The organism is Bradyrhizobium brasilense (assembly GCF_029714345.1).
GTDB lineage: Bacteria > Pseudomonadota > Alphaproteobacteria > Rhizobiales > Xanthobacteraceae > Bradyrhizobium > Bradyrhizobium australafricanum.
Window position 1 is genome coordinate 7,649,938 of sequence record NZ_CP121669.1, and the last position, 25,504, is coordinate 7,675,441.

Consider the following 25,504-nt stretch of genomic DNA (forward strand, 5'->3'; position numbering starts at 1 on the left):
GGGCAGCAACTTCCAAGCAGCATCGCATTTGGCCTGTTTGGCAGGATTCGCGCGCTGAGCAACGTTGTGTGCCCGTATCTCAAAACCTAGCCTCCGATGAATGGTAGGAGGAAACCGAGAGATGCCGATAGATACTTCGCGAAAAATTCCGGTCACTGTTCTCACCGGCTTTCTCGGATCGGGCAAGACGACGCTCCTGAATCAACTGCTCGAGAGCGACCTGCTCGCGGATACAGCTGTCATCGTGAACGAGTTCGGCGCGATCAGCATCGACGCCGAGCTCGTCGTCGGCGTCGACGAGGAAGTTCTCCAGATCAACAATGGCTGCATCTGCTGCACGGTGCGTACCGATCTCGTTTCGACGATCACCAACCTCCTTTCCGGGAAAAGACCGATCCGCCGTATTCTCATCGAAACGACTGGACTGGCCGATCCAGCTCCCATCATTCAAAGCTTCATCGTAGACGAAGTGCTGTCGGCCGCCACGACACTCGATGCAGTCGTTACGGTGGTCGATGCCGTTCATATAGATCGATGGCTTGCCGATCAGAGTTCCGAAGAGAACGTCGCAGCCGAGCAAATCGCCTTTGCCGACGTCGCGGTGATAAGCAAGCTCGATCTGATCGATGAAGACGGCTTCGCCAGATGCGAGGCCACCGTTCGAGCTATCAATCCGTTGGTGCGATCGGTTCGCGCGATCAACGGCAACGTTGATGTCGCTTCGATCGTCGATGTCAAGGCGTTCGATCTGAAGAACTGCCTGGCCATCGAACCGCTGCTGCTCTCCGACTTGGAGCACGAGCACGACTTGTCGGTCGTTAGCGTGGAAGTCCGCGAGGAGCTTCCACTTGACGGTCCGCTGTTCTTCCGCTGGCTTAACACGTTTGTTCAACAGAACGGCGAAACGCTACTGCGGTGCAAAGGCATTCTTTCGCTGGCAGGCGAGGCACGGCGATGGGTCTTTCACGGTGTTCACATGACGCTCGAAGGCCGTCCTGGGCGTCCCTGGGCCGCGAATGAGCCGCGCACGAGCGCGATTGTCTTTATCGGAAAAGGGCTCGATCCGGCCAGAATTCGTAGCGAGGTGTCCGGCCTTACGCGATCCGGAACGAGTCTCGTGGCCTAGCCGCTCTGTTCAATCATTCTGCAAAAGGGGAAGACCGAGATGACTCCATTACTTGCCTTGACGACAAGCATCGCCGTGCTGGGCGGCATCGATACCTATCTAACCGCGACCATTCTGCCCATCCCGGTGTGGGTTACCTTCATTGCGTGGGCTTCGTTCTTTGCGTGTGGTGGAGGGACAGCTGGTTTCGTCAAATCGATCGCCTCGAACGCGGTCGGGATCGTTATTTCCAGTCTCTGTCTGCTTGCTATCGCGGCAGTTCCAAACTCGGCAGCCTTCGCCGGACTTAGCGTCGGTCTGGGCAGCGGCGCCATGATCCTGGCCTCCTCCCACCGCGCGCTTGGATTTCCGCCTGCGATCGTCTTCGGCTTCGCCTCGACGGTGGGCACCGTGGCTGCGACGGGACATTCGATCACCGATGCAGGCATCGCCAATCCAGCCTTTATCGCAGCATTCTCCATGCTGGTCGGAGCCACATTCGGTTTCGTCTCCGAGAAATTTGCCGACATTCTTGCCACGCGCCGGGCTGTGGTTTGATCAACCTGAAGGGAAGCAACAATGAAGCTACAGCACTACCTTGGAGGCCTGGAAGGTCTCGATCCCATCGCGCTTGAAACGCGGGTGTTCGTGGAAGCCTGGGAAAAGAGGATTTTCGGCATCCATACGGCAATGATGGCGCTCAGCCCGCAACTTGACCTCGAGGCGACGCCAAGCACGTTCAAGACAACATGGACCTGGGCGGATCTGCGCAAGGGCGCGGAGGGGATGAACCCCTTCGATTACTTCAAGTACCGCTACTACGAGAAGTGGCTTGGAGGAATATCGGGGTATTTCGTCGCCAAGGGATACATCACGCAGGCCGAACTCGACGCACGCACCAATGAATTCCTCGCCTCACCTCCGGTAATGCCGAAGGGCGGCGACAGCGCCGTGGATGATCGTGTACGAAAATATCTCTTGATCGGTGACGATCCGAAGCGGGATCGGAAGGCCCCGCCCCGCTTTTCACCGGGTGACGCCGTCATCGTCGCTGATCCGAAATCGGTCGACCACACGCGCCTGCCCGGCCACCTCAGGAACAAGCCCGGTGTCGTCGATAGCGTCTATCACGACGCCTACACCTACCTCTGCGACACCGGTCCCGACGGAATCGGCGAAGCGATGCCGGTGTACTGCGTCAAGTTTGATCCCGAAGCCCTGTGGCCGGGTAACACCGAGAAGAACTTCACCTTCTATGCGGACCTCTTCGAGGCTTACCTCGAACCCGCGATCGCATCCTGAGGAGCCAACCATGCAGCGTTTTGAATATTCGAAGGACCGTGAGACGGCGAACGAAGCGCGCGCGCGCGCGCTGGAGGCGCTTCTCATCGAGAAGGGCGTCATTACGAACGACACCGTCGACAAGATCATGACGATCTTCGCGACCGAAATGGGTCCCTTCAACGGAGCCAAGCTCGTTGCAAGAGCGTGGGTCGATCCGGCCTTCAAGAAGCTTCTCGCCGAAGATACGATGGCTGCCGTCGAAAAAATGAACTTCGTCACCAAGGGCGCCGGCGCCGAAGGCGAGCACATGAAGGCCGCGATCAACACGCCGGACGTGCACAACCTCATCATTTGCACTCTGTGCTCGTGCTATCCTTGGCCGGTTTTGGGTCTGCCGCCCTACTGGTACAAGGACCCATCGTTCCGGGCCCGGGCCGCGCGCGAACCGCGGAAAGTGCTGAGCGAATTCGGCCTTAACGTCGATCCCGCCAAAGAGATCAAGACCTGGGACAGCAGCGCGCAGATCCGGTGGTTCGTGGTTCCCGAGCGGCCGACGGGCACTGATGGTTTCAGCGAAGAGCAGCTTGCCGCTCTCGTCACGCCCGAATCGATGATGGGCGTCGCCATCGTGAAGTCGCCAGTTCCTTAAGAGTTCGACGATGCAGACGAACTTTGAGCATTTTGCCCTGGGAAGCATGTTGGGGAAACCCGACATGCCACCCAAGGACAACGGAAGCCTTTGCTTTGGCGCACCGTGGCAGCGCCAGGCCTTCGGCATGGCGCTGGCGCTTTCAAAGCAGGGCGTGTTCGAATGGGATGACTTCCGCTCGGAAATGATATCAAGCATCGCCGCGTGGGAAGCCACGCACGACAAGGCCGACCCAAGCTGGGACTACTACGGAATCTGGCTTACCGTATTGGAGCGGATGGTCCAGCGATCAGGCTTGGTGGATAGATCGAGTGCACCGGCTTCCTAGGCTTCGCCTTGGTGCCAATCGATCTGCCCCGGAGGGCCATCATCAGACGACTTGCACCCTTTGGCCGGCTCGCATGATTGCAACCGGCCGCCTTACACATCCTGCTCTCCGGATTTCTGCTATCATGAGCGGTCCGAGGCGAGGGCCAGCCCCACTCCCCGGCTTCGAGGTTGAGTCCGCTACTGCACATGTTCGAGCGAAGGTCCGTTTGCTGCCGGACCCGTCGATTGGTCGTCTTCAGCCCAGATGATGTATACTCGCGGCCTGCCTGCTTCGCGCGAGCATCGCTCTATGCAACAGCGACCGTTAAGTACGGGACCGACAGAGCTACCGACTGGCCCTGCGCAGGTCGAGACACGCAAACCATAGCGGTGAGTCCGATTGTTGCGCAATTTTGGCCGAAAGTGACGCCTCTACGGCCGACGCTCGGAATGAAAGTTGCATGAAATTTGGGCCCACTGAGGATTATTGATGCGCATTGCATTGCTCGCTCCGCCAGGTGTTCAGTCACTCGATATCGTCGGCCCGGCCGAAGTGTTCTGGGAAGCAGCCAGACGACTCGGAGATCCGAACGCCTATACCGTGCAGGTTATAGCCGGCTCCACGCATCCCGTGCTTGGAACAGGTGGGCTTCGCTTTCTGGCTGACCGGCACATCTTCGAGCCCGACGAGCCGATCGACACACTCCTGGTCGGCGGCGACCCGTCATTCGAGACGATCGATCCGGCAATTGTGCAGTGGCTGCGTCGACGCGCGCGCACCGTGCGCCGGCTCGGCTCCGTCTGCACAGGTGTTTTCTTACTCGCTGCAGCCGGCTTGCTCGAGGGCAAACGGGTTACGACGCACTGGGAATGCGCGGCACGTCTACGGGCCGAATATCCAAACCTCGACATTGACTCCGATCAGATTTTTATCAGAGACGGCAATCTCTGTACCACCGCAGGTGTGACCGCCGGAATGGATCTCGCGCTCGCTTTGGTCGAGGAGGATTACGGGCGAGAGCTCGCTCTAATCGTAGCCCGATATATGGTCATGTTCCTGAAACGCCCCGGCGGCCAATCACAGTTCAGCGCGCATCTTGCCGCGCAAATGTCTGGCAAGACCAAGATCCAGCAGGTTCAGCAGTACGTTCTCGACAATCTGGCGGCGTCACTCTCAGTCGACAATCTGGCTGAGCAGGCGGGCATGAGCGTTCGCAATTTCACACGCGTGTTTCGCCAGGAAATGAGTATGACGCCCACCGAGTTCGTAGACGCAGCAAGGCTGGATGCGGCCCGGCTGCTCCTCGAAGACAGTGGAAAGTCGTTACAGCAGATCGCTCTACGCTGCGGCTTCGGTAACGCCGACGGCATGAGGCGAGCATTCATCAGAAACCTTGGCGTTGGCCCCGGCGAATACCGGCTTAGGTTCCGGAGTGCATGGGCCGGTACCGATCACGTTCCGGCGGGCCATTCAACGCCCCACAGACCGTAAACCGCTCAGAACTAGCTATCACACTTTGCTTCGCCTTTAGGTGAAACGCGCCAGCATGCGTTCGCGCCGCGTCATGTCGGAACGGCGCGCCCCTTCTGTAACCCGTCATCTCCCGACGCCACAACTTCATACGCCGATCCGCGCTGCGATTGGCCGACGCTGACGTAACTTTGGCCGCTGCATCGTGACGGATAGCTTACATTTCCTGCCATCGAACAGTCATTTCGACGACTGGTGATTCCGAAGTACGGCAATGACGCTGACTCCGGGAGTGGATCCGTGCGTCTGCAAATGACCTCGGATCATCGAACGTCGAGGCATCTATCGATGGCGATCGCCGACCCCCAGTCTTCTCATTCGTCTCACGACGACAATGAGGCTAACATCCCGACCCTGCGAGTTGGAATCGTGGTCATCAACGGATCCAACGCCATCGATTTCATGGGTCCAAGCGATGCCTTCAACGAAGCCAGCAAGTCGAAAACGACGTCAGTTCGCTACAAGGTAGATCTCATTGGCGCGGCGCCGGGGCCAATCGTGGGCTCGTCCGGCATCCGCATGCTACCGGACAAGATTATCTCACCCGACCTGGATATCGCCTACGACACCATACTGGTCGCAGGTACTCAGAGCCTTCCGCAATCCGGAAACGACTTTCCGCTATTGATCGACTGGCTAACCCGATATGCGCCGTCCGTGCGCCGGATCTGCGCAACCTGCGCCGGAACATTCGTCCTGGCATCGGCCGGCCTCCTAGATGGGCGCCGCGTTGCGACACATCATGAACATACGCAGCAGTTCTCGACGATGTTTCCGCAAGTGCGCGTGGAATCGGACCGGCTTTTTGTTCGCGATGGCGCCTACTACACCGCCGTCGGCGGAATGGCCGGGATCGACCTTTGTCTTTACCTGATCGAGAACGACTGCGGCCAAGCGACGTTTCTGGAGGTCGCAAGAATGCTCGTCGTTTTCTTGAGGAGGCCGGGCACTCTGCCCCAGATCAGCGAATTCCTCAAAGCACAATCGATCCGAAACACCCAGATCAGCCAAGTTATGGACTGGGCGCTGGACAACCTCACCGCCGATCTCTCGGTCGAAGCGCTTGCCAAGCGTGCCGCGATGAGCCCGAGAAATTTCAGTCGCGCTTTTATGGAAGAGATGATGACGACCCCGGCACGCTTTGTCGAAAATATTCGGGTCGAGGCCGCCCGCATCCTGCTGGAGACGACACCGCTACCCATCCAACAGATTGCGCATCGCGTCGGGTTTGGCAGCCCCGCAAACATGCGCCGCGCGTTCATTCGCGCCTTCCAGGCTCCTCCCGCGGAATACCGAAACAGCGTCGGGTGCGCCATGGCTCACTCCTAATGGATGGATTGAAGGCCTGACTAAGCCAGCAATATGTCAGACGACGGTGGAATAGTGATGGCGAACTATCGGTGGCCCCAGCGAGGGGCGAGACTCCTGGTCACGTTCACTATGTTGATCGCTGCCAACGTCGCCATCTGGATCTGGACGTTGCAGGCACTTAGCGACCGCCCCGGACTGCTCGGGACGGCGCTGCTGGCTTACGTCTTCGGGCTGCGTCATGCGTTCGACCCCGACCACATCGCGGCGATAGATAACGTGGTGCGGAAACTAATGCAGGAGCAAAAGCCATCGACACTCGTGGGATTCTACTTCGCACTTGGCCATTCGAGCATCGTCCTGCTGGCGTCGATTGCGATCTCCGGGACCGCCATATCGATGGACATCAGCGCGCTCGGAGACTTCAACCTTATCCGCACCCTCATCTCAGCATTCTTTCTGTTGGCGATTGGGCTGGCCAACTACTTCATTCTAAAATCCGTTTGGTCCGCATTCGTGCGCGTAAACCGCGGCGAACACCTCACGAGCGATCAATTTGAGCCACTCCTGTCGACGCAAGGTCCGCTGAGCCGTCTGTTCCGGCCGCTGTTCAATATCGTCACAAGATCGTGGCACATGTTCCCAGTTGGATTCATGTTCGGTCTCGGCTTTGACACCGCAACCGAGATTGGCCTGTTCGGGATATCTGCCACTCAGGCGGCACAGGGAACGTCGTTCTGGACGATCCTGCTATTTCCGCTGCTCTTCGCGGCGGGTATGACTTTGATGGACACTGCCGACAGCGCATTGATGACGAGCGCCTATGGATGGGCTTTCGTCAAGCCTGTCCGTAAGCTTTGGTACAATCTGACATTAACGACCGTGTCTGTCGTCGTCGCCATCTTCATTGGTGGCCTCGAAGTGCTCGGTTTGGTGCGCGACAGGCTTGGGTTGAACGATGGCGTTTGGAGCGTCGTCCGTAGCCTGAATTCTCATATGGACGATCTCGGCTACATCGTCGTCGCGATTTTTGTCGCGAGCTGGATTTGCTCTGCGCTCCTCTATCACTTCGGGCGCTATGACGAGCTGCCTGCCAATCAGGCACCGTCATGACAATCGCATTCGCAACACCCGCGCATTGCTGGGCGACTGGTCGCGATACACCGCAAATCTACGTCTGAGAGCTTGGGGGACACCTTGTCGAACATCGAGTACAATTTCGGCCACTATGTCGCACGTCTGTCGAGCACGACCAGGTGCCGCCGCTTTGGCGCCATTCTGATTGCAACACTTTCTTTTGGGAGTGCCTCCCCGGCCATTGGTCAGACGGCATCCCAAACAGAAGACAAATCCGCCAAATTGCCGCCGGTCGAGGTGTCCCCCGCCGCACCTCGATCCCGCAAGCAGGCCCAGCCTGCTGTGCGCGACGAACGGGGAACGCGCCGCACCTCCGCATCCAGACCGACCTCGGCGCCAGTCGCGCAGCAGTCGGCCGCACCGATCGCGACCGCCCAGACGCCGCTTAACACCAATGCTGTCGCCGAGAGCGCCTCGCGCCTCGGTCTCACCGTCCGCGAAACACCGGCAACCGTCGAAGTGATTTCAGCTGAAACAATACGCCAGCAGGGCTATCGGACCGTCTCCGACGTCGCGCAAGGCGCGGTCGGCGTCACCGCGGGCGATAACCCGGCCGAACCCTCTGCTTTCTCTATGCGCGGGTTCACAAACAGCCAGATCAACACGCTCTACAACGGCATCAAGATCGGGCCGCAGAACATGACGTCGCGCATCATGGACACGGCCAATCTCGAGGCGGTGGAGTTTCTCAAAGGCCCGGCGTCACTGATCTCAGGCGAGGGCGCCAGCGGCGGTGCGATCAATTTCGTGACTAAGCAGCCGCACACCGGACCGATCCGGAACGAGGCGTTCTTCGCCTACGACTCCCTCAATTCGTTCCGCAGCTATTACGGCTCGGGCGGCAGCACGAATGTCGGGGGGCTCGACTATCGCTTCGACATCAGCCGCTCCTCGCTCAACGGATTTGCCGACGACACCAATACGAAGACGCTCGATGTGTCTGGCCAGCTCAACTACCGCGTCACCGACAATCTCAAGATCTGGGGTGCGATCGAATATCGCGACGATCGCTCAAAAGCCTATTGGGGCGCGCCGCTGGTCCCTGTGGCCTTCGCGGGTTCGCACGCCACCGCCGGCATAGTCTCGGGCAACTACGTCTCCAACTATAACGGCACGAATCTCGGCGCTGTCACCATCGATGACCGCACCTTCAACACCAATTACAACGTGCTGGACAATCGCAATGTCGCCAAGGAGGTCTGGCTGCGTGGCGGTTTTGAGCTGAAGCTCGCGCCTGATCTGACCTTGAAGAGCCAGGCCTATGGTTACGGTGCCGAGCGCGAATGGTTCAACAATGAGGTCGAGGCGTTCAACGCCGGTACGAACCTCGTCAATCGGGAACGCTTCTACGTGGCGCACAGCCAGAGGCTGGTCGGGAACATCACCGACCTGGCGTGGGACGCCAATATCGCCGGCATGGACAACCGCCTGGTGACGACGCTTGCAGCGAGCAATCTCGATTTCGTCCGGCCGGGTGCGGCCAATTTTCCGGGCGATTCCGTCACGCTGGTCGATCCCGCGCGTGGCTACTACGGATTGCTGACGACGCAGCAGCAGACCGCGAAGATCGACAACGAGTCCTTGTCGTTCGAGGACCGCCTGAAGATCACGCGGACATTTGCGCTGGTCGGCGGGCTCCGCATGGAACATATCGGGCTCGACCGCAACTCGACCGACGTCAACGGCGTGGTGAAGGCGAACTTTCCGTTCTCAAAGTCCTGGACGCCGGTGACGTGTCGCATCGGCTACACTTGGGAAGCCGTTCCCGGCCTGACCTTCTTCAGTCAGTATGCGACCGCTGCCGATGTCGCCGCCAACAACAGCTTCCTGCTCGGCCCCACCCAGCCGCTCGATCTCACGACCTCGCGCACCTATGAGACGGGCGTAAAACACCTGTTCTGGGACAACCGGGCGGAGTGGTCGCTCTCCGTCTACGACATCGAGCGCAAGAACGTCTATGCGGCCGCCGGAGGCCAGCAGCTCAACATCGCCGGGCGGCAGGAGTCGAAGGGCGTCGAGCTCGCCGGCGCCGTGCGCGTCACCGATGCGTTGCGATTGTGGGGCAACATCGCCTACGTCGATGCGCGCTATGCCGACTATAATTTTGCCGGTGGCTCGTTCTCCGGCAATACGCCGCCGAACGTGCCGCGCATCGTCGCCAATGCTGGCGCGGCCTATCAGTTCTTCACACCGTGGCCGGTTGAGCTCGGCGCGGTCGGCCGCCACGTCGGCGACCGCTACAACACGGATGCGAACACTGTGACCATGAACGCCTACACGGTGGCCGATCTCTATGCCTTCGTGGACATCCCGAAATCGGTGTTCGCGGCTGTTGATCAGACCCGGCTGACATTCCGCGTGCGCAACATCGCCGACAAGCGCTACGCGATCTGGGGCGATCCGTTTTATCCCGACCAGATCCTGCTCGGCGCGCCCCGCACCTACGAGGTGTCGGCCGCGTTCAAATGGTGAGACTTGAAGCGCCATGGGTATAGTCGTCATTCTGCATCGCTGGCTGGGCATCGCGTTCTGCCTGCTGTTCGCGATGTGGTTTGCGACCGGCATCGTCATGCACTTCGTTCCGTTTCCGTCACTCTCGGAAGCGGAGCGATTTGCGGGCCTTGCGCCCATCGATCTTGCGCGCGTGACGTTTGGCCCGGCCCGCGCTGTTGAGGCCAGCGGGATCACTGACGCGACACGCGTTCGTCTGATCCAGCGCAGCGACGGTCCGGCCTATATCGTGTCCGATACGTCGCGGTTGCGGACGGTTCGCGCGTCCGATGGTGCCGATGCTGCGGTGATCTCGCCGGATGTCGCGCTCGCGACGGCCAGGGACCACGCCAGCCGGCGTGGTCTGGATGTTTCGCGCGCCTCCGTCTCCGGGATCGCGGATTACGATCAATGGAGCGTGCCGAACGGGTTCGATCGTCACCGCCCGCTGTTTCGTATTGCGCTCGGTGAGATCGCCGCAACCGAAATCTACGTCTCGTCCGTGACCGGCGAGGTCGTGCTCCACACCACTAGGCGCGAGCGGGCGTGGAACCTCGTCGGCAGCGTGCTGCACTGGATCTACCCGGCGATCCTCAGGAGCAACTGGGCGCTTTGGGATCGCGTAGTCTGGGCTCTTTCACTGCTGGCGCTGATCGCCGCCGTGCTTGGTACGGTGCTCGGGATCACACGAATCAAGGTCCGGGACAGCCAAGTCAACACACCTTACCGTGGCTGGCATGCCCTGCATCATGTCATCGGCCTGCTAACGGCGGTGTTCGTGCTGACCTGGGTCTTCAGCGGCTGGCTTTCCATGGATCATGGTAGGCTGTTTTCGCGAGGACAGTTGACCGCGGCCGAGGCCCGCGCGGCAGGTACTGTGCCGGACTGGACAACAGCCACGTCGCATGACCGTGAGCCACTGTCACCGTCCGCCGTTGAAGCCGAATGGTTTGCCTTCAACGGCAGCGTCTATCGACGTGACCGAATCGCGCTCGACAGACAAGTCCTATTCGGGACAGGCGACTCCGCCGATCGGAAGGCAGGGGTCCTCAGTCCAGGCGAAGTCCGGGAATTTGCGGCCCGCATTGCAGCCGACTGTGAAGCACCGTCCGTTGTTGCTGACAACGACGACTATCCCACGCGGTCCGCGTTCCGAGGTACGCCGGTCTACCGCATCAAGTGCGGAAATCTCTGGATCGACCTCGATAGTGCCGACGGAAACGTACTACAGAGGCTAGATCCGTCGCGTCGGGCCTATCGTTGGCTTTACAGCGCCTTGCATACGTTAGACATTCCAGTCCTGTTGGCACACCCGCACATGCGTGATGTGCTCATCGTCGCACTCTGTACGCTTGGCTTGTTCTTTTCCCTCACTGGCATTGTCATTGGCTGGCGGCGCCTGCGCGCAAGTTGGCGACGGGGGAGGTTGCGGCCCGAACCAGACTGGGGACAGCGATCCACGCTGTGAACCAGCAAAAAAGCGTGGCTGGCGCTTCCTAGGGGAATCGAACCCCTGTTTCAGCCTTGATAGGACGACAGCAAACCCAGGTCGGAGTTCTTGGAATGTTGCACCCAATTGGAAGGTGCTGCTATGAGTCTTTTAGATTTTAAAAGCGCGCGGTCCGCCGGATATTAGCCTTCGTGCCGGAGCCATTGGAGCGAGAAAAACCGCGCGCCGCCGCCACGGTGCTCGCAGCCTCTGATCACAATTGAGTCATTACATCGCACGCCAAGTTCGCCGACTTCACGCTGCGACTTACTTCCTGCCGCTTCCACGGCGCTTCCACAAGCAAAGATTCCAGCCAAACCGAGGACAGCAAAAAGCCCTTGAGAACGATGTGTTCTCAAGGGCTTGAAGCTTGGTTGCGGGGATAGGATTTGAACCTATGACCTCCAGGTTATGAGCCTGACGAAGCGCTGATGCGGCGTGACCAGATCAAGGTGCATCCGCTGTCCCGCTCGACCTAGCGGCACCGGAAAACTCGGATCGTTGAGCCTGATAGAGAGATATTCGCGATCGCCGTCGTGGGCCGTCTTACTTTCGAGCCGAGCTCGGTTGCTCCGCCGAAGATGCGGAAGCTTTTTGCTGCGATTCTAGGTCCACGGACCTGGAGACGAATTGCATATTGTTGTGGCTTTCACTGCCGTTCGAATCGTAAAGAACGCATCCGCGCGTGCGCGACTTACTGCGCGGGCGGGTCGGTCAGTCAGCGCGTCGGTGGCAGCGAACTCTAGACGGAGATGAAAGCGAGAATAAGCAACAATTGGGCTTACTGATTAGCCTGGCGGAGTTCGCCAACGTTCGCCATTGCTTATTCAACGGATATTCGACGACTTCTCTCAATCGGATCTAAGTCATTGAGATTTATGGCGCTCCCTAGGGGAATCGAACCCCTGTTTCAGCCTTGAGAGGGCCGCGTCCTAACCGCTAGACGAAGGGAGCGTTGAGAGGCAAGGCAATAGCCTTGAAATCCGGCGGCCGCAAGATGCCTTGTGCATTGCGGCGGGGATTTTGTCACGCATGCTTTACGAACGCCCCCCGGGGGCATCCGGCGCCATAGCGCTGGATTCCGGGTTCATCGCCGCGCGATGCCCTCTGCAATCGCGCACCCGGGAAGACGGGGCCGGGCGAGATGCCGCGCGTGGCTTGCCCGAGTGCGTCGCACCTGCACGCGACAGTGGCACCGCCCGCGCGATTGCATGATGGCCACCTTGAGATGTCATGTCTTGATCGTGCACGGCCCTGCTTTCGCCAAATGGCAATGCAAACACTTGGCTGTGAAGTCACCCGGCGTCCGTCTCTGCTAACATCGCAGCCCTTCACCATGCTGCGCCCCGCACGGCGCCGGACAAGCGAGAGGAGTGCTTGGAACAAAGCGCAAGCGCTTGACGGCCTTGGCGCACGGCAGATTTGGCTCACGAATATCTTGGCACAACAAACATCAGCGCGGTCGCAGGCCATGGAAGACGTTCCACACCTCGCGCCGCACAGGTCAATAGCTTAGGCAGAGCGAGGACAGACCATGATCAAACTAAAAATCAACGGCCAGGAACAGAATTGGGACGGCGACCCGGATCTTTCGCTGCTCTGGTATCTCCGTGACGAAGCAGGCCTCACGGGCACCAAGTTCGGCTGCGGCCAGGCGCTGTGCGGCGCCTGCACCGTGATCGTCGACAAGGAGGCGGTTCGCGCCTGCATCACCTCGGTGTCCGACGTCGTCGGCCGCGAGGTCACCACCATCGAGGGGCTGCATCCGACCGGCGACCATCCGGTGCAGAAGGCCTGGCGCCAGGTCAACGTGCCGCAGTGCGGCTACTGCCAGGCCGGCCAGATCATGCAGGCCGCGGCGCTGCTGGACCAGAACCCGAAGCCCAGCCACGACCAGATCCGCGAAGCCATGGCGGGCAATATCTGCCGCTGCGGCTGCTACCAGCGGATCGAGAATGCCGTCCATCTCGCATCGACGGGGGTGTGACATGAATATCCGCACCAACCCCAGCAAGCTTCGCGGCTTCGAGAAGCACGTGAAGGTCGAGAACGTTTCGCGCCGCAGCATCCTCAAGGGGCTCGGCATCGCCGGCTCGTTCGTGCTCGCCGCGCCGGTGATGACGCGCCAGGCGTTCGCCTATGAAACCGGCGCCGGCAAGATGCCGCATGGCGTCGTGGTCGATCCGCGCGTGTTCGTCGCGATCGCCCCCGACGGCATCGTCACCATCCTGGCGCACCGCTCCGAGATGGGCACCGGCGTGCGCACCAGCCTGCCCTTGATCGTCGCCGAGGAGATGGAAGCCGACTGGTCGCGCGTCCATGTCCAGCAGGCGCATGGCGACGAGGTCAAGTTCGGCAACCAGGACACCGACGGCTCGCGCAGCACGCGGCACTATCTGATCCCGATGCGCCAGATCGGCGCCTCGGCGCGCTCGATGCTGGAAGCCGCCGCCGCCAAGAAATGGGGCGTGCCGGTGACCGAGGTGAAGGCGCAGAACCACGAGGTGGTGCATAGCGCGAGCGGCCGCAAGGCCGGCTTCGGCGAACTCGCGGCCGACGCCGCGAAGGAGTCGGTGCCGAGCGTCGAGGGCCTCAAGCTGAAGGACCCCAAGGACTTCCGCTATCTCGGCAAGGGCCAGGTCTCGATCGTCGACCTGCACGACATCACCACCGGCAAGGCGCATTACGGCGCCGATGTCCGCCTGCCCGGCCTGAAATACGCCGTGATCGCGCGTCCGCCGGTCACCGGCGGCAAGCTCAAGTCGTTCGACGACAGCGCGGCCAAGAAGGTGCCGGGCGTCGAGAAGGTGATGGAGGTCAAGGGCTGGCCCTGGCCGTCCAAGTTCCAACCGCTCGGCGGCGTGGCCGTGATCGCGCGCAACACGGGTGCTGCGATCAAGGGCCGCGACGCGCTGAAGATCGTCTGGGACGACGGCGCCAACGCCAAATACGACTCCGTCACCTATCGTGCCTCGCTCGAGGAAGCCGCGCGCAAGCCCGGCCTCGTGGTGCGCAAGGAAGGCGATGCCGATGCGGCGCTGAAGAGCGCCGACAAGGTGATCACGGGCGAATATTATCTCCCGCATCTCGCCCATGTCAGCATGGAGCCGCCGGTCGCGGTTGCCGACGTCAAGGGCGACAAGGCCACGATCTGGGCGCCGGTGCAGAGCCCCGGCGGCACCCGCGAGGACGTCGCCAAGACGCTCGGGATTCCCGAGGACAATGTCACCGTCAACGTGACGCTGCTCGGCGGCGGCTTCGGCCGCAAGTCGAAATGCGACTTCGCGCTCGAGGCGGCATTGCTGTCGAAGGAGCTCGGCGCGCCGGTCAAGGTGCAGTGGACGCGTGAGGACGATGTGCATCACGACTTCCTGCACACCGTCTCGGTGGAACGGATCGAGGCCGGTCTCGACAAGAGCGGCAAGGTGATTGCGTGGCGGCACCGCAGCGTGGCGCCGACCATCGCCTCGACCTTCGCCGCCGGCGCCAATCACGAGGCGCCGTTCGAGCTCGGCATGGGCCTGATCGACAACCCGTTCGAGATCGCCAATCTGCAGTGCGAGAATCCGGAAGCCGCCGCGTTCACGCGGATCGGCTGGTTCCGCTCGGTCTCCAACATCCCGCGCGCCTTCGCGGTGCAATCCATGGTCGGGGAAATCGCGCATGCGACGGGCCGCGACCAGAAGGAGATGCTGCTGGAGCTGATCGGAAGCCCGCGGATCGTCAACCTGTCCTCGGTGAAGGATCCCTGGAACTACGGCGAGCCCTATGACAGCTACCCGATCGACACCGCGCGCTTGCGCAAGGTGGTCGAGCTGGTCGCCGAGAAGGGCGAGTGGGGTCGCAAGGTGCCGAAGGGCCACGGCCTCGGCATCGCGGTGCATCGCTCCTTCGTCAGCTACATCGCGACCATCGTCGAGGTGGCGGTCGACGACAAGGGCAAGTTCTCGGTGCCGCGGGTCGACACCGCGATCGATTGCGGCACTTACGTCAATCCGGAACGAATCCACTCGCAGATCGAAGGCGCTGCGATCATGGGGCTCAGTCTCGCCAAATACGGCGAGATCAGCTTCAAGGACGGCAAGGTGCAGCAGGGCAATTTCGACGACTTCCCGGTGATCCGGATGGACGAGTCACCTGTGATCACCAACGTCTACATCGTGCCGCCCGGCGCGGACACCCCGCCGAGCGGCGTCGGCGAGCCCGGCGTGCCGCCGTTTGCGCCGGCCTTGATCAACGCGATCTTTGCCGCAACCGGAAAGCGCATCCGCGCCCTTCCGATCGGCAAGCAGCTGGAGACGTGAGGCTGGAACGTCAGGCGAGATAGGTCGTTCTCATCGATCAACGGGAGCAGATCGATGAGAACCCCACCTCAAACATTCGGGACGCTCGCGGCAACCCTGTCCGCGGGCGTCTTGCTTTTTGCGACACAGACGGCACTTGCCCAGACCGCCTCGCCGCCAAGCGCGACGGCGCCCCGTCCGGCGCGGGTGCTGCCCGACCAGAGCTCGGTTCCGAGCAGCGGGCCGCCAGCGACCACCGGCCAGACCACTGGCGAGGCCAGCCGCGATCCCACGATCAAGCAGATGAACGACGACGAGAAGCGGAAGGTCGATACCAAGGGCAAATAAAGCAAGCGCGGACCGGGAAGCGGCGGTCTCCCCATCCGCCGCTTCCCGATCGCATCGCCCCCTATCGGTGAGAAGCGCTTTCGAGCGAAACCAACACCGTTACGCTTGAAGAAAACGCGTCATAACAAGCCGGCGCTTCGGTCCTGATTCAATCAGGACCGAAGCTCAGATCACGTGGCTTACTTCTTGTCGAGCGCGAACACCCAGATCACGCCGCCTTGCGGGACGTTGTTCTCGAAGCCCTTGACCTTGCCGGCCAGTGCATCCTGGATGCGTTGCGCGTCGACGCCCCAACCCGACTGGACCGCGATGTATTGCGTTCCGTCGACCTCATAGGACATCGGCATCGCCATGATGCCGGAGTTGGTCTTCTGCTCCCACAACAGCTCGCCGGTCTTGGCGTTGAAGATGCGGAACATCCGGTCGTTGGTGCCGCCGGCGAGAACCAGATCGCCCGCGGTCGCCGTCACCGAGCCGAACAGCTGCGAGGTCTTGAAGTCGTGCTGCCAGACCTTCTTGCCGGTGGCCGGATCCCACGCCTGCAACTCGCCGAAATGGTCGGCGTTCGGTGCCGGCGTCAGTCCGATGTCCTCCGGCTTGGTGCCGAGCCAGAGCTGGCCGGGTACCAGCGGCTGCTTCTCGCCCGTGAAGCCGCCGCAGAAGTTCTCGTTGGCGGGAACGTAGACGAGCTTGGTGCTCTGGCTGTACGCCGCCGACGGCCAATCCTTGCCGCCCCACAGCGACGGACAGAACTCGACCCGCTTGCCGATCACCGGCTTGTGCTCGGGATCGACGATCGGCCGGCCGGTCTCGGCCTCGATGCCTTTCCAGACGTTGGTCTTCACGAACGGCCAGCCGGACACGTAGTTGATCTTGTCGGGCTTGTTCTCGAGCACCCAGAAGATGGCGTCGCGTCCCGGGTGGATCAGGCTCTTGAACGACCGTCCGTCACGCTGCAGGTCGACCAGCATCGGCGCATCGACCTCGTCCCAGTCCCAGGAATCGTTCTGGTGATACTGGAAGTGCTTCTTGATCTTGCCCGTCTCGGGATCGAGACCGATCACCGAGCTGGTGTAGAGGTTGTCCCCGGCGTGAGCCGAGCCCGGCCAGGGCGCAGCGTTGCCGACGCCCCAGAGGATCGTCTTGTTGTCCTTGTCGTAGGTGCCGGTCATCCAGGCCGATCCGCCGCCCGACTTCCAGTCGTCGCCGCTCCAGGTCTCATGCCCGGGCTCGCCCTCGCCGGGGATGGTGAAGGTGCGCCAGAGCTCCTTGCCGCTCTCGGCATCGTAGGCGACGACATAGCCGCGCACGCCGAACTCGCCGCCCGAGCCGCCGACGATCACCTTGCCGTCGACCACCAGCGGCATCAGCGTCAGGTATTGACCTTTCTTGTAGTCCTGGACCTTGGTGTCCCAGACCACCTTGCCGGTCTTGGCATCGAGCGCGACGACATGATCGTCGGTGGTGGCGAAGTAGACCTTGTCCTGCCACAGGCCGACGCCACGGCTGGTCGGATGCAGCTGGAACAGATCGTCGGGAAGCTGCCGCTTGTAGCGCCAATACTCCTCGCCGGTCTTGGCGTTGAGCGCGATCACCTGGCCCATCGGGGTCGCGGCGAACATCACGCCGTTGTTGACGATCGGCGGCGCCTCGTGGCCCTCGATGACGCCGGTCGAGAAAGTCCAGACCGGCTTGAGGCCTTTGACGTTGGAGGTGTTGATCTGGTTGAGCGGACTATACCCCTGTCCGTCATAGGTCCGGCGATACAGCATCCAGTTGCCGGGTTCGGGATTTTCGAGCCGCGCCGAGGTCACCGAACTGTAGTTTTCGATCGGCCCTGCGACGGCATAGGTCGAAATGAGGCACGTGAATGCGACACAACTCGACAGTAACCACTGCTTGCTTGTCATGAGATGCTACCTCCCTGCTCTGTTTTGATTTTTTCAGTTTAGGTCATGCAGAAATCCCGATGTGGCCTCATCCTCCCTGCTGAGCACCCACCTTTCCGACGAATGGCGCTGCGACCGTGATCGCGCCGTCGGCAACCGTCAGCGGCAATGCCGCGAGGCGACGTGGCGCCGGCCCGAACACGACCTGCGCATTCTGCCGCGGATCGTATTCGGAGTTGTGACAGAGGCATTTCAGAACGTTCTTGTCGCCCTGCTCTTCCTTCAACCAGGCAGTGATCGGACATCCGGCATGCGTGCAGACGACCGAGTAGCAGACGATGCCGTCAGGGGCGCGGGCGCGCGTGGCATCGTCGAGTTCGCTCGGATCGAGCTTGACCAGCACGACCTCGTTCAGCCGCGAGCCCTTGCGAACGACCGAGGTGTTCGGGTCCTGCGGCCAGGCGCGAATGGGCGGGCCGCCCAAGGTCAGATCTTCCGACTTGATGACCTGGCCCGCCTTGTCGCCCTCGGCGCGCACGAGCCGATCGGCTTTTTGCGGCCGCTCGTTGGCACCGGGCTGTTCGTCATCATCGGCGGCCGCGGGCTCGATCGCGGCGAGACAGGCGCAGCTCGCGAGCGCGGTCAACACCGCGCGGCGCGTCGGGTCGGCGCACGAGCCCGACAGATCGGACTCACCAGACTGTTCGATGGAAGCGCTCGGGTTGGATCGCGGCATGGCGCAAGCTGAACGTGCAACTCGGCCGAAAAGATGGCGGCACACCTTCTCGATGCGCGAACGCATGCGCAAAAAATACGCTGCAGCTTTCGGTTGATCGACCGCGCGGCTTCGCGATTGCTGCGATCAGGGTTCGTTGACGAAGCTCAGCCTGCCGACAGGTTTCAGCGTCTTTGCATCAAATGTGCGAATCTCTGTTGCACCGCCCACGTCAAGCGTGAGGACCAATCGTTCGCCGGCGACACCGGTGGCGACGATGCGCGCGCCTTTCGGCAGCGCAGCAGTGACGTCGGAAACGGAAACGGGGCTTCCCTCGCTGCGATAAAGGCGGTAGCCGATGGCAATCAGTACGACGGCCACGGCCAGTGCCGAGGTCAGGCCCGCGATCAGCATCATGCGCCGCACCCGCGCGATCAGCGCGGCCTGGTCGGGGGTCGGTTCGGTCACAGCAGTGTCGGTCATCACAAGGCTCTATCTTTGCAAGTGTCTTCGCAACAAGTCTCTTCGAATGGCGGTCGGAAGCTGGAGGTCGTCGTCGCCGGCGACGAGGGCTCGGCCCGGCTCGACCGCGTGCTCGCGCAGCGCAGTCCCGAGCTGTCGCGGTCCCGGCTGAAGGCGCTGATCCTCGCCGGTTCCGTGACTGTCAAGGACGCCGTCGTCCGCGACCCCGCTTATCATGTCGCCAAGGGCGATACGATCATAATCGACGTGCCGGAGGCCGCGCCCGCCGAGCCGCAGGGCGAGGACATCGCGCTCGATATCGTGTTCGAGGACGACGACATCATCGTCATCGACAAGCCGAGGGGCCTCGTCGTGCATCCCGCCGCCGGCCACGCCACGGGGACGCTGGTCAACGCGCTGATCGCGCATTGCGGCTCGAGCCTGTCGGGCATCGGCGGGGTCAAGCGGCCGGGCATCGTGCACCGCCTCGACAAGGACACCACGGGGCTGATGGTGGTCGCCAAGAACGACCACGCCCACCAGTCGCTGACCGCGCAGTTCGCCGACCATGGCCGCACCGGCCCGATGGAGCGCGGCTACATGGCGCTCGTCTGGGGCGTGCCGAACCGGCCCCACGGCACGATCGACGCGCCGATCGACCGCCACCCGCATGCCCGCGAGAAGATGGCGGTGCGCCAGGGCGGCCGCGAGGCGATCACGCATTTCGAAGTGCTCTCGAGCTTCGCCGGCCGCGACGGCAAGCCGGTCGCCTCGCTGCTGGCGTGCCGGCTCGAGACCGGGCGGACCCATCAGATCCGGGTGCACCTCGCCCATCTCGGCCATCCCCTGCTCGGCGACAGCGTTTACGGTGCCCACTTCAAGACCAAGGCCGGGCAGCTCGGCGCGGAAGGTAAGGACACACTCACTGCGCTGGGCCGGCAGGCCCTGCACGCCTATCTGCTGGCATTGGAGCACCCCCGGACCGGAGAACTTTTGCACTGGGAGGCGCCTTTGCCGGAGGATTTGCTTCTTCTGCAACGGGCGCTGGAAGCGGCGGTATGACGCACCCCTTCCGGAAAAGCCGCGTTATGACAACAGGTTATACCTGCCACACGGGGACGTGACGTCAGCAATCCTTCCCTATCACGGACAGTTTGGTGTATGTTGCACCTGCGCTGAATATCCAGCGCGGAACATCGCAGCATGGCCGGCTTTAACCCAGCGGCCACCTGCCGGGCCCGCCGCTATCGGGGGCCTGAACCACTGGAGGGCGCTCAAATGGCCCGTACAGCTACGTTGCCGGTCCTCAATGGAGAATCCGGCCTCTCTCGATACCTCGCCGAGATCCGCAAGTTCCCGATGCTGGAACCCCAGCAGGAGTACATGCTCGCCAAGCGTTGGCGCGAGCATGACGATCGCGACGCGGCGCATAAGCTCGTCACCAGCCATCTCAGGCTCGTGGCCAAGATCGCCATGGGCTATCGCGGCTACGGCTTGCCGATTTCCGAGGTCGTCTCGGAAGGCAATGTCGGCCTGATGCAGGCGGTGAAGCGATTCGAGCCCGAGAAGGGCTTCCGTCTCGCCACTTACGCCATGTGGTGGATCAAGGCGTCAATACAAGAGTACATTCTGCGTTCCTGGTCGCTCGTGAAGATGGGCACCACCGCGAACCAGAAGAAGCTCTTCTTCAACCTGCGCAAGGCGAAGAGCAAGATCTCCGCCCTGGAAGAGGGTGATCTCCACCCCGACCAGGTCAAGCTGATTGCCAAGCGCCTCGGCGTGACCGATCAGGACGTGATCGACATGAACCGCCGCCTCGGCGGTGACGCGTCGCTCAACGCCCCGATCCGCGACGACGGCGAAGCCGGCGAATGGCAGGACTGGCTGGTCGACAACTCGCCCAACGCCGAAGCCCTGATGGCCGAGAGCGAGGAGTTCGATCATCGCCGTCAGGCCCTGAACGGTGCGATCGGCGTGCTCAACCCGCGCGAACGCCGCATCTTCGAGGCGCGGCGTCTGGCGGATGAGCCGATGACGCTGGAGGATCTCGCCGCCGAGTTCGGCGTGTCGCGCGAGCGCGTGCGGCAGATCGAGGTCCGCGCGTTCGAGAAGGTGCAGTCGGCCGTCAAGGGCACGATTGCCCGGCAGGAAGCCGCACTCGAAGCCGCGCACTGATCGCGCAGCAGCGAGCCAACAGACACGAAAGCCGGCGGCAACGCCGGCTTTTTTGTTGTTTGCAAAGTGGTGCTCGGCACGCACCTCGATCCGGGGCGTGTAGCCATCAATCCGCCTGCCGACGAATGTCCGCATCAGCCTCGGGTGCGGACACGCGAGGCGCACTCGGTCATGTCGGCTAAGGGGCCAGTTTCGGACCTTCCCGACAAGCTGCAGTGTTTTCGTGCAACGCTCCCTGTTCCCCGGATGCGTCAGGTGGCGTAGAATGTCACGGCCCTTGAAGCGGGACGCGCCGAAATCACCGTCCGGGCAAACGAGCAGCACTGGTGCTATCGGCAGGCACACGCTCTCCTAGAGGCCGTTCTTTTTTCGGTTTCACACCACCGTTCACCACGAACTTTGCGCGCTGCATTTGCGGCCGCTCGTTCGGTAACGTCGGGAGAAAAGCGATGAGGAAGGTCGATCGAAGGTCCGCACTGGGAATCGCGTTGGCAGCGGTTTCGACTGCCATGATCAAGCCCGCCAAGGCTCAAGCCACGGGCTACAAGGATGCGGCACCTTGGCCAGGTGTCGTGGTGCGTGAATATGAAGGCGACACACCATCCCTGATCCCAGGATTTAAGACGGTCTCAATGCGCGATGTCATTATGCAGCCGGGATCGAAGACCATGGGCCCCCCGATGATGAATGCCATGATCTGCCATATCACTGAGGGGGAGCTTCGGCTTGAACAGGACGGAAAGACCTTTACGGGCAAGAAGAATTTTGTCTGGACCTGCAACAAGGAAACAAAAGAGCAGGCGTACAACGATGGGAATGTGGTCGCGATCATGCGGATCACGGACCTGAAAGCCTAAGGCTCTCTTTCTTCGCAAGAGATAGCAAGAGACAGATTGCAGGAGCGGATGGCGCACGCGACGACGCGCCATCCGCGTGCAGGACCGCTTCGGGTCAGAAGGCGATATCCCTGAACTCGGATCGGGTTTCCGCTTCGTCCCCGAAAGCAGGCGTTCTGGATTTTGATGGAGTACGCGGCCCTGCTCGCCCACTGCCGCGCTTCGCCGCGACATCGCAATGAAACCCGAGCCGCGCACGCTCATTCCGCCGAAAACCACGGAGTGTCCTATGGCTTCGCCTTCACCGACTTCGACGGCACCTTCAAGTAGCCGCCGGGAATCCGAGGGCGACGATGAACCGGCATAAACTCCAAAGCGACCCATTGATACGCGGATATTGATACGCGGATATTTCAATCCGGGTTCTACCCGTTCCGCAGTCGGTCTCTCCGTTGGGAGATAGTCAACATGGCATCACCTGGAAAAATCCAGGAGTACGGATCGCAGGCACCGGATACGATTGCGGCGAAGTTATTCAACTTTGAAGTCGGCAAGTTCGCCATAAAGCCGGAACATTCCAATTGGCTGATCAGTGTCGTCGCTCCAAAATTGAGGAGCGGAGGAAGCCTTACAATCATCGGGCTTGCAAGCCGCACCGGCAGCGACGATTTCAACATGGAATTGTCGCAGAATAGGCTGCGGGCCGTAATTGATCTGCTTCGCAAGCAAGTGCCCAACAATTTCAAAGTTGCGCTCGAGGTGGCGAAAGGGGAACGCGCGGCCAAGTATGCGGGTGAAATGGATGGGGTGGAAAACGAAGCCTGGCGTGGTGTGATCATCTCAGTTTGGAATAAGCCAAATCCACCACCGCCGCCGCCACCACCGCCGCCGCAACCGAAACCTCAATTTTATCCGGAGGAACGCAAGTTCTTCAAGCGTTGGCTTGGCTTCGGCGTCAAGTCTGGCGGACAGTTGTTGATCGGCGGCATCGAGAGCACGACCGCGTACGTCGTGAACCTGGGAGATTTGGAGACCTTTGATCTCCAGATTATCAGCAGCCGGTGGGGACTGGGTCTTGGAGGCAGCGGAGGGGCCGTTGCCGTTATCGGCTTTGGTTTCAGCGTTCCATATGAGTTGCACCGTGAACCCCTGAATGACTGGGGCGTCAATGTCGCATTTACCGAAAAGCTGATCTCGAAATCGGCACTACAATCGATCCACAACAGCAAGTACTTCATCGATGGCTTGAAAAACGGCAGGTACGTGGCACCCGCGCTGAATACGCGAAACACCTTTACGGCTATCGGCTTGCTTCAAAACGTGAGAAATGCACTCCACACGCTGTACGGAGGATTCGAGGCAGCCAAGGGCTCGGGCGTCATTGTGCTCGACTTGCCGTTTTTAGGTGTGGGACTTGAATTGTCCGCATTCTTGACGCGAGGAACCATGTACGTCTCGAATCCTTCCCATTGGATTGAACCGAGTTGAAGGCTCGGACGAGACTCGCCAAACCCTTGCCGCTACTGAGGGACTTCCGGTTCACCTCGAAGACCCGACGTTCTCGATGGTCACGCAGGCCGTCAGCGATGGTGTCCGGCGGGCCCGCGACGGAGGGGGTTCCTTTTTGCTCGCCGCCGGTGTTTGCTCTGCACGGCGGAGAACGGGCATGCGGGGATCGCTGGGGGAAAAGATCGGTGAAGGCGTCTTCGCTGATGTCCACGCCTGGGCGCCCGGTCAGGTCGTCAAATTGTCCAAGCCAAGTATCCCACAGTGGGTCGTCCGGCACGAGATGCAAATGACCCGCGCGGTTTTCGCCGCCGGCGGCCCGGCGCCGGAGGTGCTCGGCGAAGTCACCCTGGACGGCCGCTTTGGCATCGTGCTGCCGCGGTTCGACGGGCCGACCCTGACGCAGGCTACGCGCACCGGCGCCATCACGCGTGAGCAAGCGGGCGCAATCCTTGCGACGCTCTGCCTTGCCGTTCACAAGACGCGACCGCCGCCGGACGCACTCTCGTTGCGCGAGGCGATGGACGCCCGATTGCGGTTCGGCGGCAGCGTGCTTCCGGAGCGCATCACCACCGGCGTCCTCGCGCTGATCGAGCACCTCTCGCCCGATGACGTGCTGTGCCATTCCGATCTTCACCCCGGCAACGTGATCATGACGGCGCAGGGTCCGAGACTGATCGACTGGCTCGGCGCGGCTCGTGCGCCCGCCGTCTACGAGATTGCACAGTGCCATGTCCTGATTGCCGAGCTTGACCCGGAACACGCCGGCGATCCGGAGCGGGCCACGGTCAATTCGGTTCTGCAGGCGGAGTATGCGCGGCTGGCCGGCATAGCCCCTGCGGCGCTGATAGCGGCGATGCAGCCCTATTTGCCGATCGTCCGCGTCTTCCTCCTGCTCGGCGGGGCCATGCCTGAGATGCGGGAGCGGCTGATCCAGCGCGTCGAGGCGGCCCTGCGCCCGGCGGGGTGATCATCCCGCCTACGCCAAGGCTGCGCCGGGCCAACATACTCGCTCGGCCGCCGAAGCTTCAGCGAAGGCGGCATGCCCGGCCATAGCCGTTCGAACAACGGCGTCGCTTCGCTCCGCCTATGACGAGTGACCATAGGGTGAGGGTCACAGCAACACGGAGGCTAAAGATGCAGGGATCGCTGGGGGAAAAGATCGGTGAAGGCGCCTACTCCGAAGCCTACGCCTGGGCGCCGGGGCAAGTCGTCAAACTGTTCAAGCCCGGCTTGCCGCGGCGGATGCCCTGGTTCGAGGTGCGCATGATCCGCGCCGTCCACGCCGCCGGCGCTCCGGTGCCGGAGGTGTTCGGCGAGGTGACCCTGGACGGGCGCTTCGGCATCGTGCTGCAGCGCCTCGACGGACCGACCCTGCTGCAGCTAACCCGAACCGGCGCGGTGACGTTCGAACAGGCCGGCGCGATCATCGCGGCTCTTGCCATGTCCATTCACAAGACGCCCCTGCCGCCGGAGGTCCTCTCCATGCGCGAGTATATGGAGGCTCAGTTGGAGCACGACGACGGCAAGCTCCCGAAGCACATCGCCACTGAAATCCTCGCGCTGATCGATCGCTTGCCGCCGGGCGACGGGCTTTGCCATACCGACCTGAGCCCCGGTAACGTGATCATGACAGCGGAAGGCCCAAGGCTGGTCGACTGGGTCAGCGCGATGCGCGGGCCCGCCGTCCTCGAGCTTGGGTTCTTGCACGTGATCCTGTCCGAGCTCGGGCCGGAAGTCGCCGACAATCCGGAGCGGCCGCGCGCGACCAATGCGGCGGCGCAATCCGAATATGTTCGGCTCAACGGCATGTCTCTCGCGGAGCTGACGGCGGCAATCGAGCCGTATTTGCCCATCGTCCGCACCTTCGCCGTTCTCGGCAACGCGGTGCCTTCGCTGCGGGAGCGGCTGATCCAGCGCATCGAAGCGGCACTGCGCTCGGGAGACTGAATGGTGACCTCTCCGCACGCTTCACAGCGCTCCGTCGC

The 25,504-nt window shown here is 61.7% G+C and carries 22 protein-coding genes and 2 tRNA genes; 19 read left to right on the forward strand and 5 right to left on the reverse strand.

Features of this window, described 5'->3' with window-relative positions; translation table 11 throughout:
* Window positions 1-121: 121 nt before the first annotated feature.
* The 10 genes from QA635_RS35270 to QA635_RS35315 all read left to right on the forward strand — a co-directional run bounded on the left by QA635_RS35270 (window position 122) and on the right by QA635_RS35315 (window position 11,281).
* Window positions 122-1,126, forward strand: a complete 1,005-nt coding sequence (locus QA635_RS35270; RefSeq protein ID WP_283064341.1) for a CobW family GTP-binding protein — start codon at window positions 122-124, stop codon at window positions 1,124-1,126.
* A gap of 39 nt (window positions 1,127-1,165) precedes the next feature.
* Entirely contained in the window at window positions 1,166-1,663 is a 498-nt protein-coding gene (locus QA635_RS35275) for a DUF1097 domain-containing protein (RefSeq protein WP_283064343.1), read from the forward strand.
* Window positions 1,664-1,684: 21 nt separating this feature from the next.
* Window positions 1,685-2,407 carry a nitrile hydratase subunit beta gene (nthB, locus tag QA635_RS35280; protein ID WP_283064344.1) on the forward strand — a complete coding sequence of 241 codons (723 nt, stop codon included), beginning with the start codon at window positions 1,685-1,687 and terminating at the stop codon, window positions 2,405-2,407.
* Between the two features lie 10 nt (window positions 2,408-2,417).
* On the forward strand, window positions 2,418-3,038 hold the full coding sequence (nthA, locus tag QA635_RS35285; protein ID WP_283064345.1) for a nitrile hydratase subunit alpha: 621 nt from the start codon (window positions 2,418-2,420) through the stop codon (window positions 3,036-3,038).
* A 10-nt stretch (window positions 3,039-3,048) separates the two neighbouring features.
* Window positions 3,049-3,366, forward strand: a complete 318-nt coding sequence (locus QA635_RS35290; protein ID WP_283064346.1) for a nitrile hydratase accessory protein — start codon at window positions 3,049-3,051, stop codon at window positions 3,364-3,366.
* Window positions 3,367-3,837: 471 nt separating this feature from the next.
* Entirely contained in the window at window positions 3,838-4,839 is a 1,002-nt protein-coding gene (locus QA635_RS35295) for a GlxA family transcriptional regulator (RefSeq protein ID WP_283064347.1), read from the forward strand.
* 327 nt (window positions 4,840-5,166) lie between these two features.
* Complete coding sequence (locus QA635_RS35300) at window positions 5,167-6,207, forward strand: GlxA family transcriptional regulator (RefSeq protein ID WP_283064349.1); 1,041 nt, start codon at window positions 5,167-5,169, stop codon at window positions 6,205-6,207.
* A gap of 111 nt (window positions 6,208-6,318) precedes the next feature.
* Window positions 6,319-7,299 (forward strand): HoxN/HupN/NixA family nickel/cobalt transporter, encoded by a 981-nt coding sequence (locus tag QA635_RS35305; protein WP_283064350.1) that lies wholly within the window; start codon window positions 6,319-6,321, stop codon window positions 7,297-7,299.
* Between the two features lie 204 nt (window positions 7,300-7,503).
* Window positions 7,504-9,795 carry a TonB-dependent receptor domain-containing protein gene (locus QA635_RS35310; RefSeq protein WP_283072018.1) on the forward strand — a complete coding sequence of 764 codons (2,292 nt, stop codon included), beginning with the start codon at window positions 7,504-7,506 and terminating at the stop codon, window positions 9,793-9,795.
* A 13-nt stretch (window positions 9,796-9,808) separates the two neighbouring features.
* Window positions 9,809-11,281: a PepSY domain-containing protein gene (locus QA635_RS35315; RefSeq protein WP_283064351.1), complete on the forward strand. Its 1,473-nt coding sequence runs from the start codon at window positions 9,809-9,811 to the stop codon at window positions 11,279-11,281.
* 392 nt (window positions 11,282-11,673) lie between these two features.
* Here QA635_RS35315 and QA635_RS35320 read toward each other — a convergent pair.
* Together QA635_RS35320 and QA635_RS35330 are read right to left on the reverse strand one after the other, a co-directional pair.
* Window positions 11,674-11,783, reverse strand: a tRNA-Met gene (locus tag QA635_RS35320).
* A 398-nt stretch (window positions 11,784-12,181) separates the two neighbouring features.
* Window positions 12,182-12,256, reverse strand: a tRNA-Glu gene (locus QA635_RS35330).
* Between the two features lie 580 nt (window positions 12,257-12,836).
* On the opposite strand from QA635_RS35330, the gene QA635_RS35335 reads away from it, so the two are divergent.
* Genes QA635_RS35335 through QA635_RS35345 form a run of 3 tightly spaced genes read left to right on the forward strand, consistent with a single transcriptional unit; the run spans window position 12,837 to window position 15,933 of the window.
* The gene (locus tag QA635_RS35335) at window positions 12,837-13,289 is read left to right on the forward strand and encodes a (2Fe-2S)-binding protein (protein ID WP_028333166.1); all 453 of its coding nucleotides are present in this window, start codon (window positions 12,837-12,839) and stop codon (window positions 13,287-13,289) included.
* A gap of 1 nt (window position 13,290) precedes the next feature.
* Window positions 13,291-15,606 carry a xanthine dehydrogenase family protein molybdopterin-binding subunit gene (locus QA635_RS35340; RefSeq protein ID WP_283064353.1) on the forward strand — a complete coding sequence of 772 codons (2,316 nt, stop codon included), beginning with the start codon at window positions 13,291-13,293 and terminating at the stop codon, window positions 15,604-15,606.
* 54 nt (window positions 15,607-15,660) lie between these two features.
* Window positions 15,661-15,933, forward strand: a complete 273-nt coding sequence (locus tag QA635_RS35345; RefSeq protein WP_283064354.1) for a hypothetical protein — start codon at window positions 15,661-15,663, stop codon at window positions 15,931-15,933.
* A 179-nt stretch (window positions 15,934-16,112) separates the two neighbouring features.
* On the opposite strand, the gene QA635_RS35350 is transcribed toward QA635_RS35345, so the two are convergent.
* From QA635_RS35350 to QA635_RS35360, 3 genes are all read right to left on the reverse strand, one after another.
* Complete coding sequence (locus tag QA635_RS35350) at window positions 16,113-17,843, reverse strand: methanol/ethanol family PQQ-dependent dehydrogenase (protein ID WP_225159733.1); 1,731 nt, start codon at window positions 17,841-17,843, stop codon at window positions 16,113-16,115.
* 67 nt (window positions 17,844-17,910) lie between these two features.
* Complete coding sequence (locus QA635_RS35355) at window positions 17,911-18,558, reverse strand: QcrA and Rieske domain-containing protein (protein ID WP_283064357.1); 648 nt, start codon at window positions 18,556-18,558, stop codon at window positions 17,911-17,913.
* Between the two features lie 126 nt (window positions 18,559-18,684).
* A complete protein-coding gene (locus QA635_RS35360; RefSeq protein ID WP_028333161.1) occupies window positions 18,685-19,020 on the reverse strand; it encodes a hypothetical protein in 336 nt (111 codons plus the stop codon).
* Between the two features lie 21 nt (window positions 19,021-19,041).
* Between QA635_RS35360 and QA635_RS35365 the strand changes: the two genes are divergently transcribed.
* The 6 genes from QA635_RS35365 (at window position 19,042) to QA635_RS35390 (ending at window position 25,466) form a co-directional block, all read left to right on the forward strand.
* Complete coding sequence (locus tag QA635_RS35365; RefSeq protein ID WP_283064358.1) at window positions 19,042-20,061, forward strand: RluA family pseudouridine synthase; 1,020 nt, start codon at window positions 19,042-19,044, stop codon at window positions 20,059-20,061.
* A 216-nt stretch (window positions 20,062-20,277) separates the two neighbouring features.
* On the forward strand, window positions 20,278-21,174 hold the full coding sequence (gene rpoH, locus QA635_RS35370; RefSeq protein ID WP_024581019.1) for an RNA polymerase sigma factor RpoH: 897 nt from the start codon (window positions 20,278-20,280) through the stop codon (window positions 21,172-21,174).
* 449 nt (window positions 21,175-21,623) lie between these two features.
* On the forward strand, window positions 21,624-22,031 hold the full coding sequence (locus QA635_RS35375; protein ID WP_229189157.1) for a hypothetical protein: 408 nt from the start codon (window positions 21,624-21,626) through the stop codon (window positions 22,029-22,031).
* Window positions 22,032-22,478: 447 nt separating this feature from the next.
* A complete protein-coding gene (locus QA635_RS35380; RefSeq protein WP_141340036.1) occupies window positions 22,479-23,498 on the forward strand; it encodes an OmpA family protein in 1,020 nt (339 codons plus the stop codon).
* 178 nt (window positions 23,499-23,676) lie between these two features.
* Window positions 23,677-24,486 (forward strand): phosphotransferase, encoded by an 810-nt coding sequence (locus QA635_RS35385; protein ID WP_283064362.1) that lies wholly within the window; start codon window positions 23,677-23,679, stop codon window positions 24,484-24,486.
* Between the two features lie 167 nt (window positions 24,487-24,653).
* A complete protein-coding gene (locus tag QA635_RS35390; RefSeq protein ID WP_283064364.1) occupies window positions 24,654-25,466 on the forward strand; it encodes an aminoglycoside phosphotransferase family protein in 813 nt (270 codons plus the stop codon).
* Window positions 25,467-25,504: the final 38 nt, after the last annotated feature.

What these genes read in the sequence shown, in the direction of transcription:
- QA635_RS35315 (WP_283064351.1), top strand. Translation starts at nt 9,809, where the DNA reads ATGGGTATAGTCGTCATTCTGCATCGCTGGCTGGGCATCGCGTTCTGC.
- nthA (WP_283064345.1), top strand. Translation starts at nt 2,418, where the DNA reads ATGCAGCGTTTTGAATATTCGAAGGACCGTGAGACGGCGAACGAAGCG.
- QA635_RS35355 (WP_283064357.1), bottom strand. Translation starts at nt 18,558, where the DNA reads ATGCCGCGATCCAACCCGAGCGCTTCCATCGAACAGTCTGGTGAGTCC.
- QA635_RS35290 (WP_283064346.1), top strand. Translation starts at nt 3,049, where the DNA reads ATGCAGACGAACTTTGAGCATTTTGCCCTGGGAAGCATGTTGGGGAAA.
- QA635_RS35345 (WP_283064354.1), top strand. Translation starts at nt 15,661, where the DNA reads ATGAGAACCCCACCTCAAACATTCGGGACGCTCGCGGCAACCCTGTCC.
- QA635_RS35350 (WP_225159733.1), bottom strand. Translation starts at nt 17,843, where the DNA reads ATGACAAGCAAGCAGTGGTTACTGTCGAGTTGTGTCGCATTCACGTGC.
- QA635_RS35275 (WP_283064343.1), top strand. Translation starts at nt 1,166, where the DNA reads ATGACTCCATTACTTGCCTTGACGACAAGCATCGCCGTGCTGGGCGGC.
- QA635_RS35375 (WP_229189157.1), top strand. Translation starts at nt 21,624, where the DNA reads ATGAGGAAGGTCGATCGAAGGTCCGCACTGGGAATCGCGTTGGCAGCG.
- QA635_RS35270 (WP_283064341.1), top strand. Translation starts at nt 122, where the DNA reads ATGCCGATAGATACTTCGCGAAAAATTCCGGTCACTGTTCTCACCGGC.
- QA635_RS35295 (WP_283064347.1), top strand. Translation starts at nt 3,838, where the DNA reads ATGCGCATTGCATTGCTCGCTCCGCCAGGTGTTCAGTCACTCGATATC.
- QA635_RS35360 (WP_028333161.1), bottom strand. Translation starts at nt 19,020, where the DNA reads ATGACCGACACTGCTGTGACCGAACCGACCCCCGACCAGGCCGCGCTG.
- QA635_RS35390 (WP_283064364.1), top strand. Translation starts at nt 24,654, where the DNA reads ATGCAGGGATCGCTGGGGGAAAAGATCGGTGAAGGCGCCTACTCCGAA.
- nthB (WP_283064344.1), top strand. Translation starts at nt 1,685, where the DNA reads ATGAAGCTACAGCACTACCTTGGAGGCCTGGAAGGTCTCGATCCCATC.
- QA635_RS35300 (WP_283064349.1), top strand. Translation starts at nt 5,167, where the DNA reads ATGGCGATCGCCGACCCCCAGTCTTCTCATTCGTCTCACGACGACAAT.
- QA635_RS35385 (WP_283064362.1), top strand. Translation starts at nt 23,677, where the DNA reads ATGCGGGGATCGCTGGGGGAAAAGATCGGTGAAGGCGTCTTCGCTGAT.
- QA635_RS35335 (WP_028333166.1), top strand. Translation starts at nt 12,837, where the DNA reads ATGATCAAACTAAAAATCAACGGCCAGGAACAGAATTGGGACGGCGAC.
- QA635_RS35305 (WP_283064350.1), top strand. Translation starts at nt 6,319, where the DNA reads ATGTTGATCGCTGCCAACGTCGCCATCTGGATCTGGACGTTGCAGGCA.
- QA635_RS35380 (WP_141340036.1), top strand. Translation starts at nt 22,479, where the DNA reads ATGGCATCACCTGGAAAAATCCAGGAGTACGGATCGCAGGCACCGGAT.
- rpoH (WP_024581019.1), top strand. Translation starts at nt 20,278, where the DNA reads ATGGCCCGTACAGCTACGTTGCCGGTCCTCAATGGAGAATCCGGCCTC.
- QA635_RS35340 (WP_283064353.1), top strand. Translation starts at nt 13,291, where the DNA reads ATGAATATCCGCACCAACCCCAGCAAGCTTCGCGGCTTCGAGAAGCAC.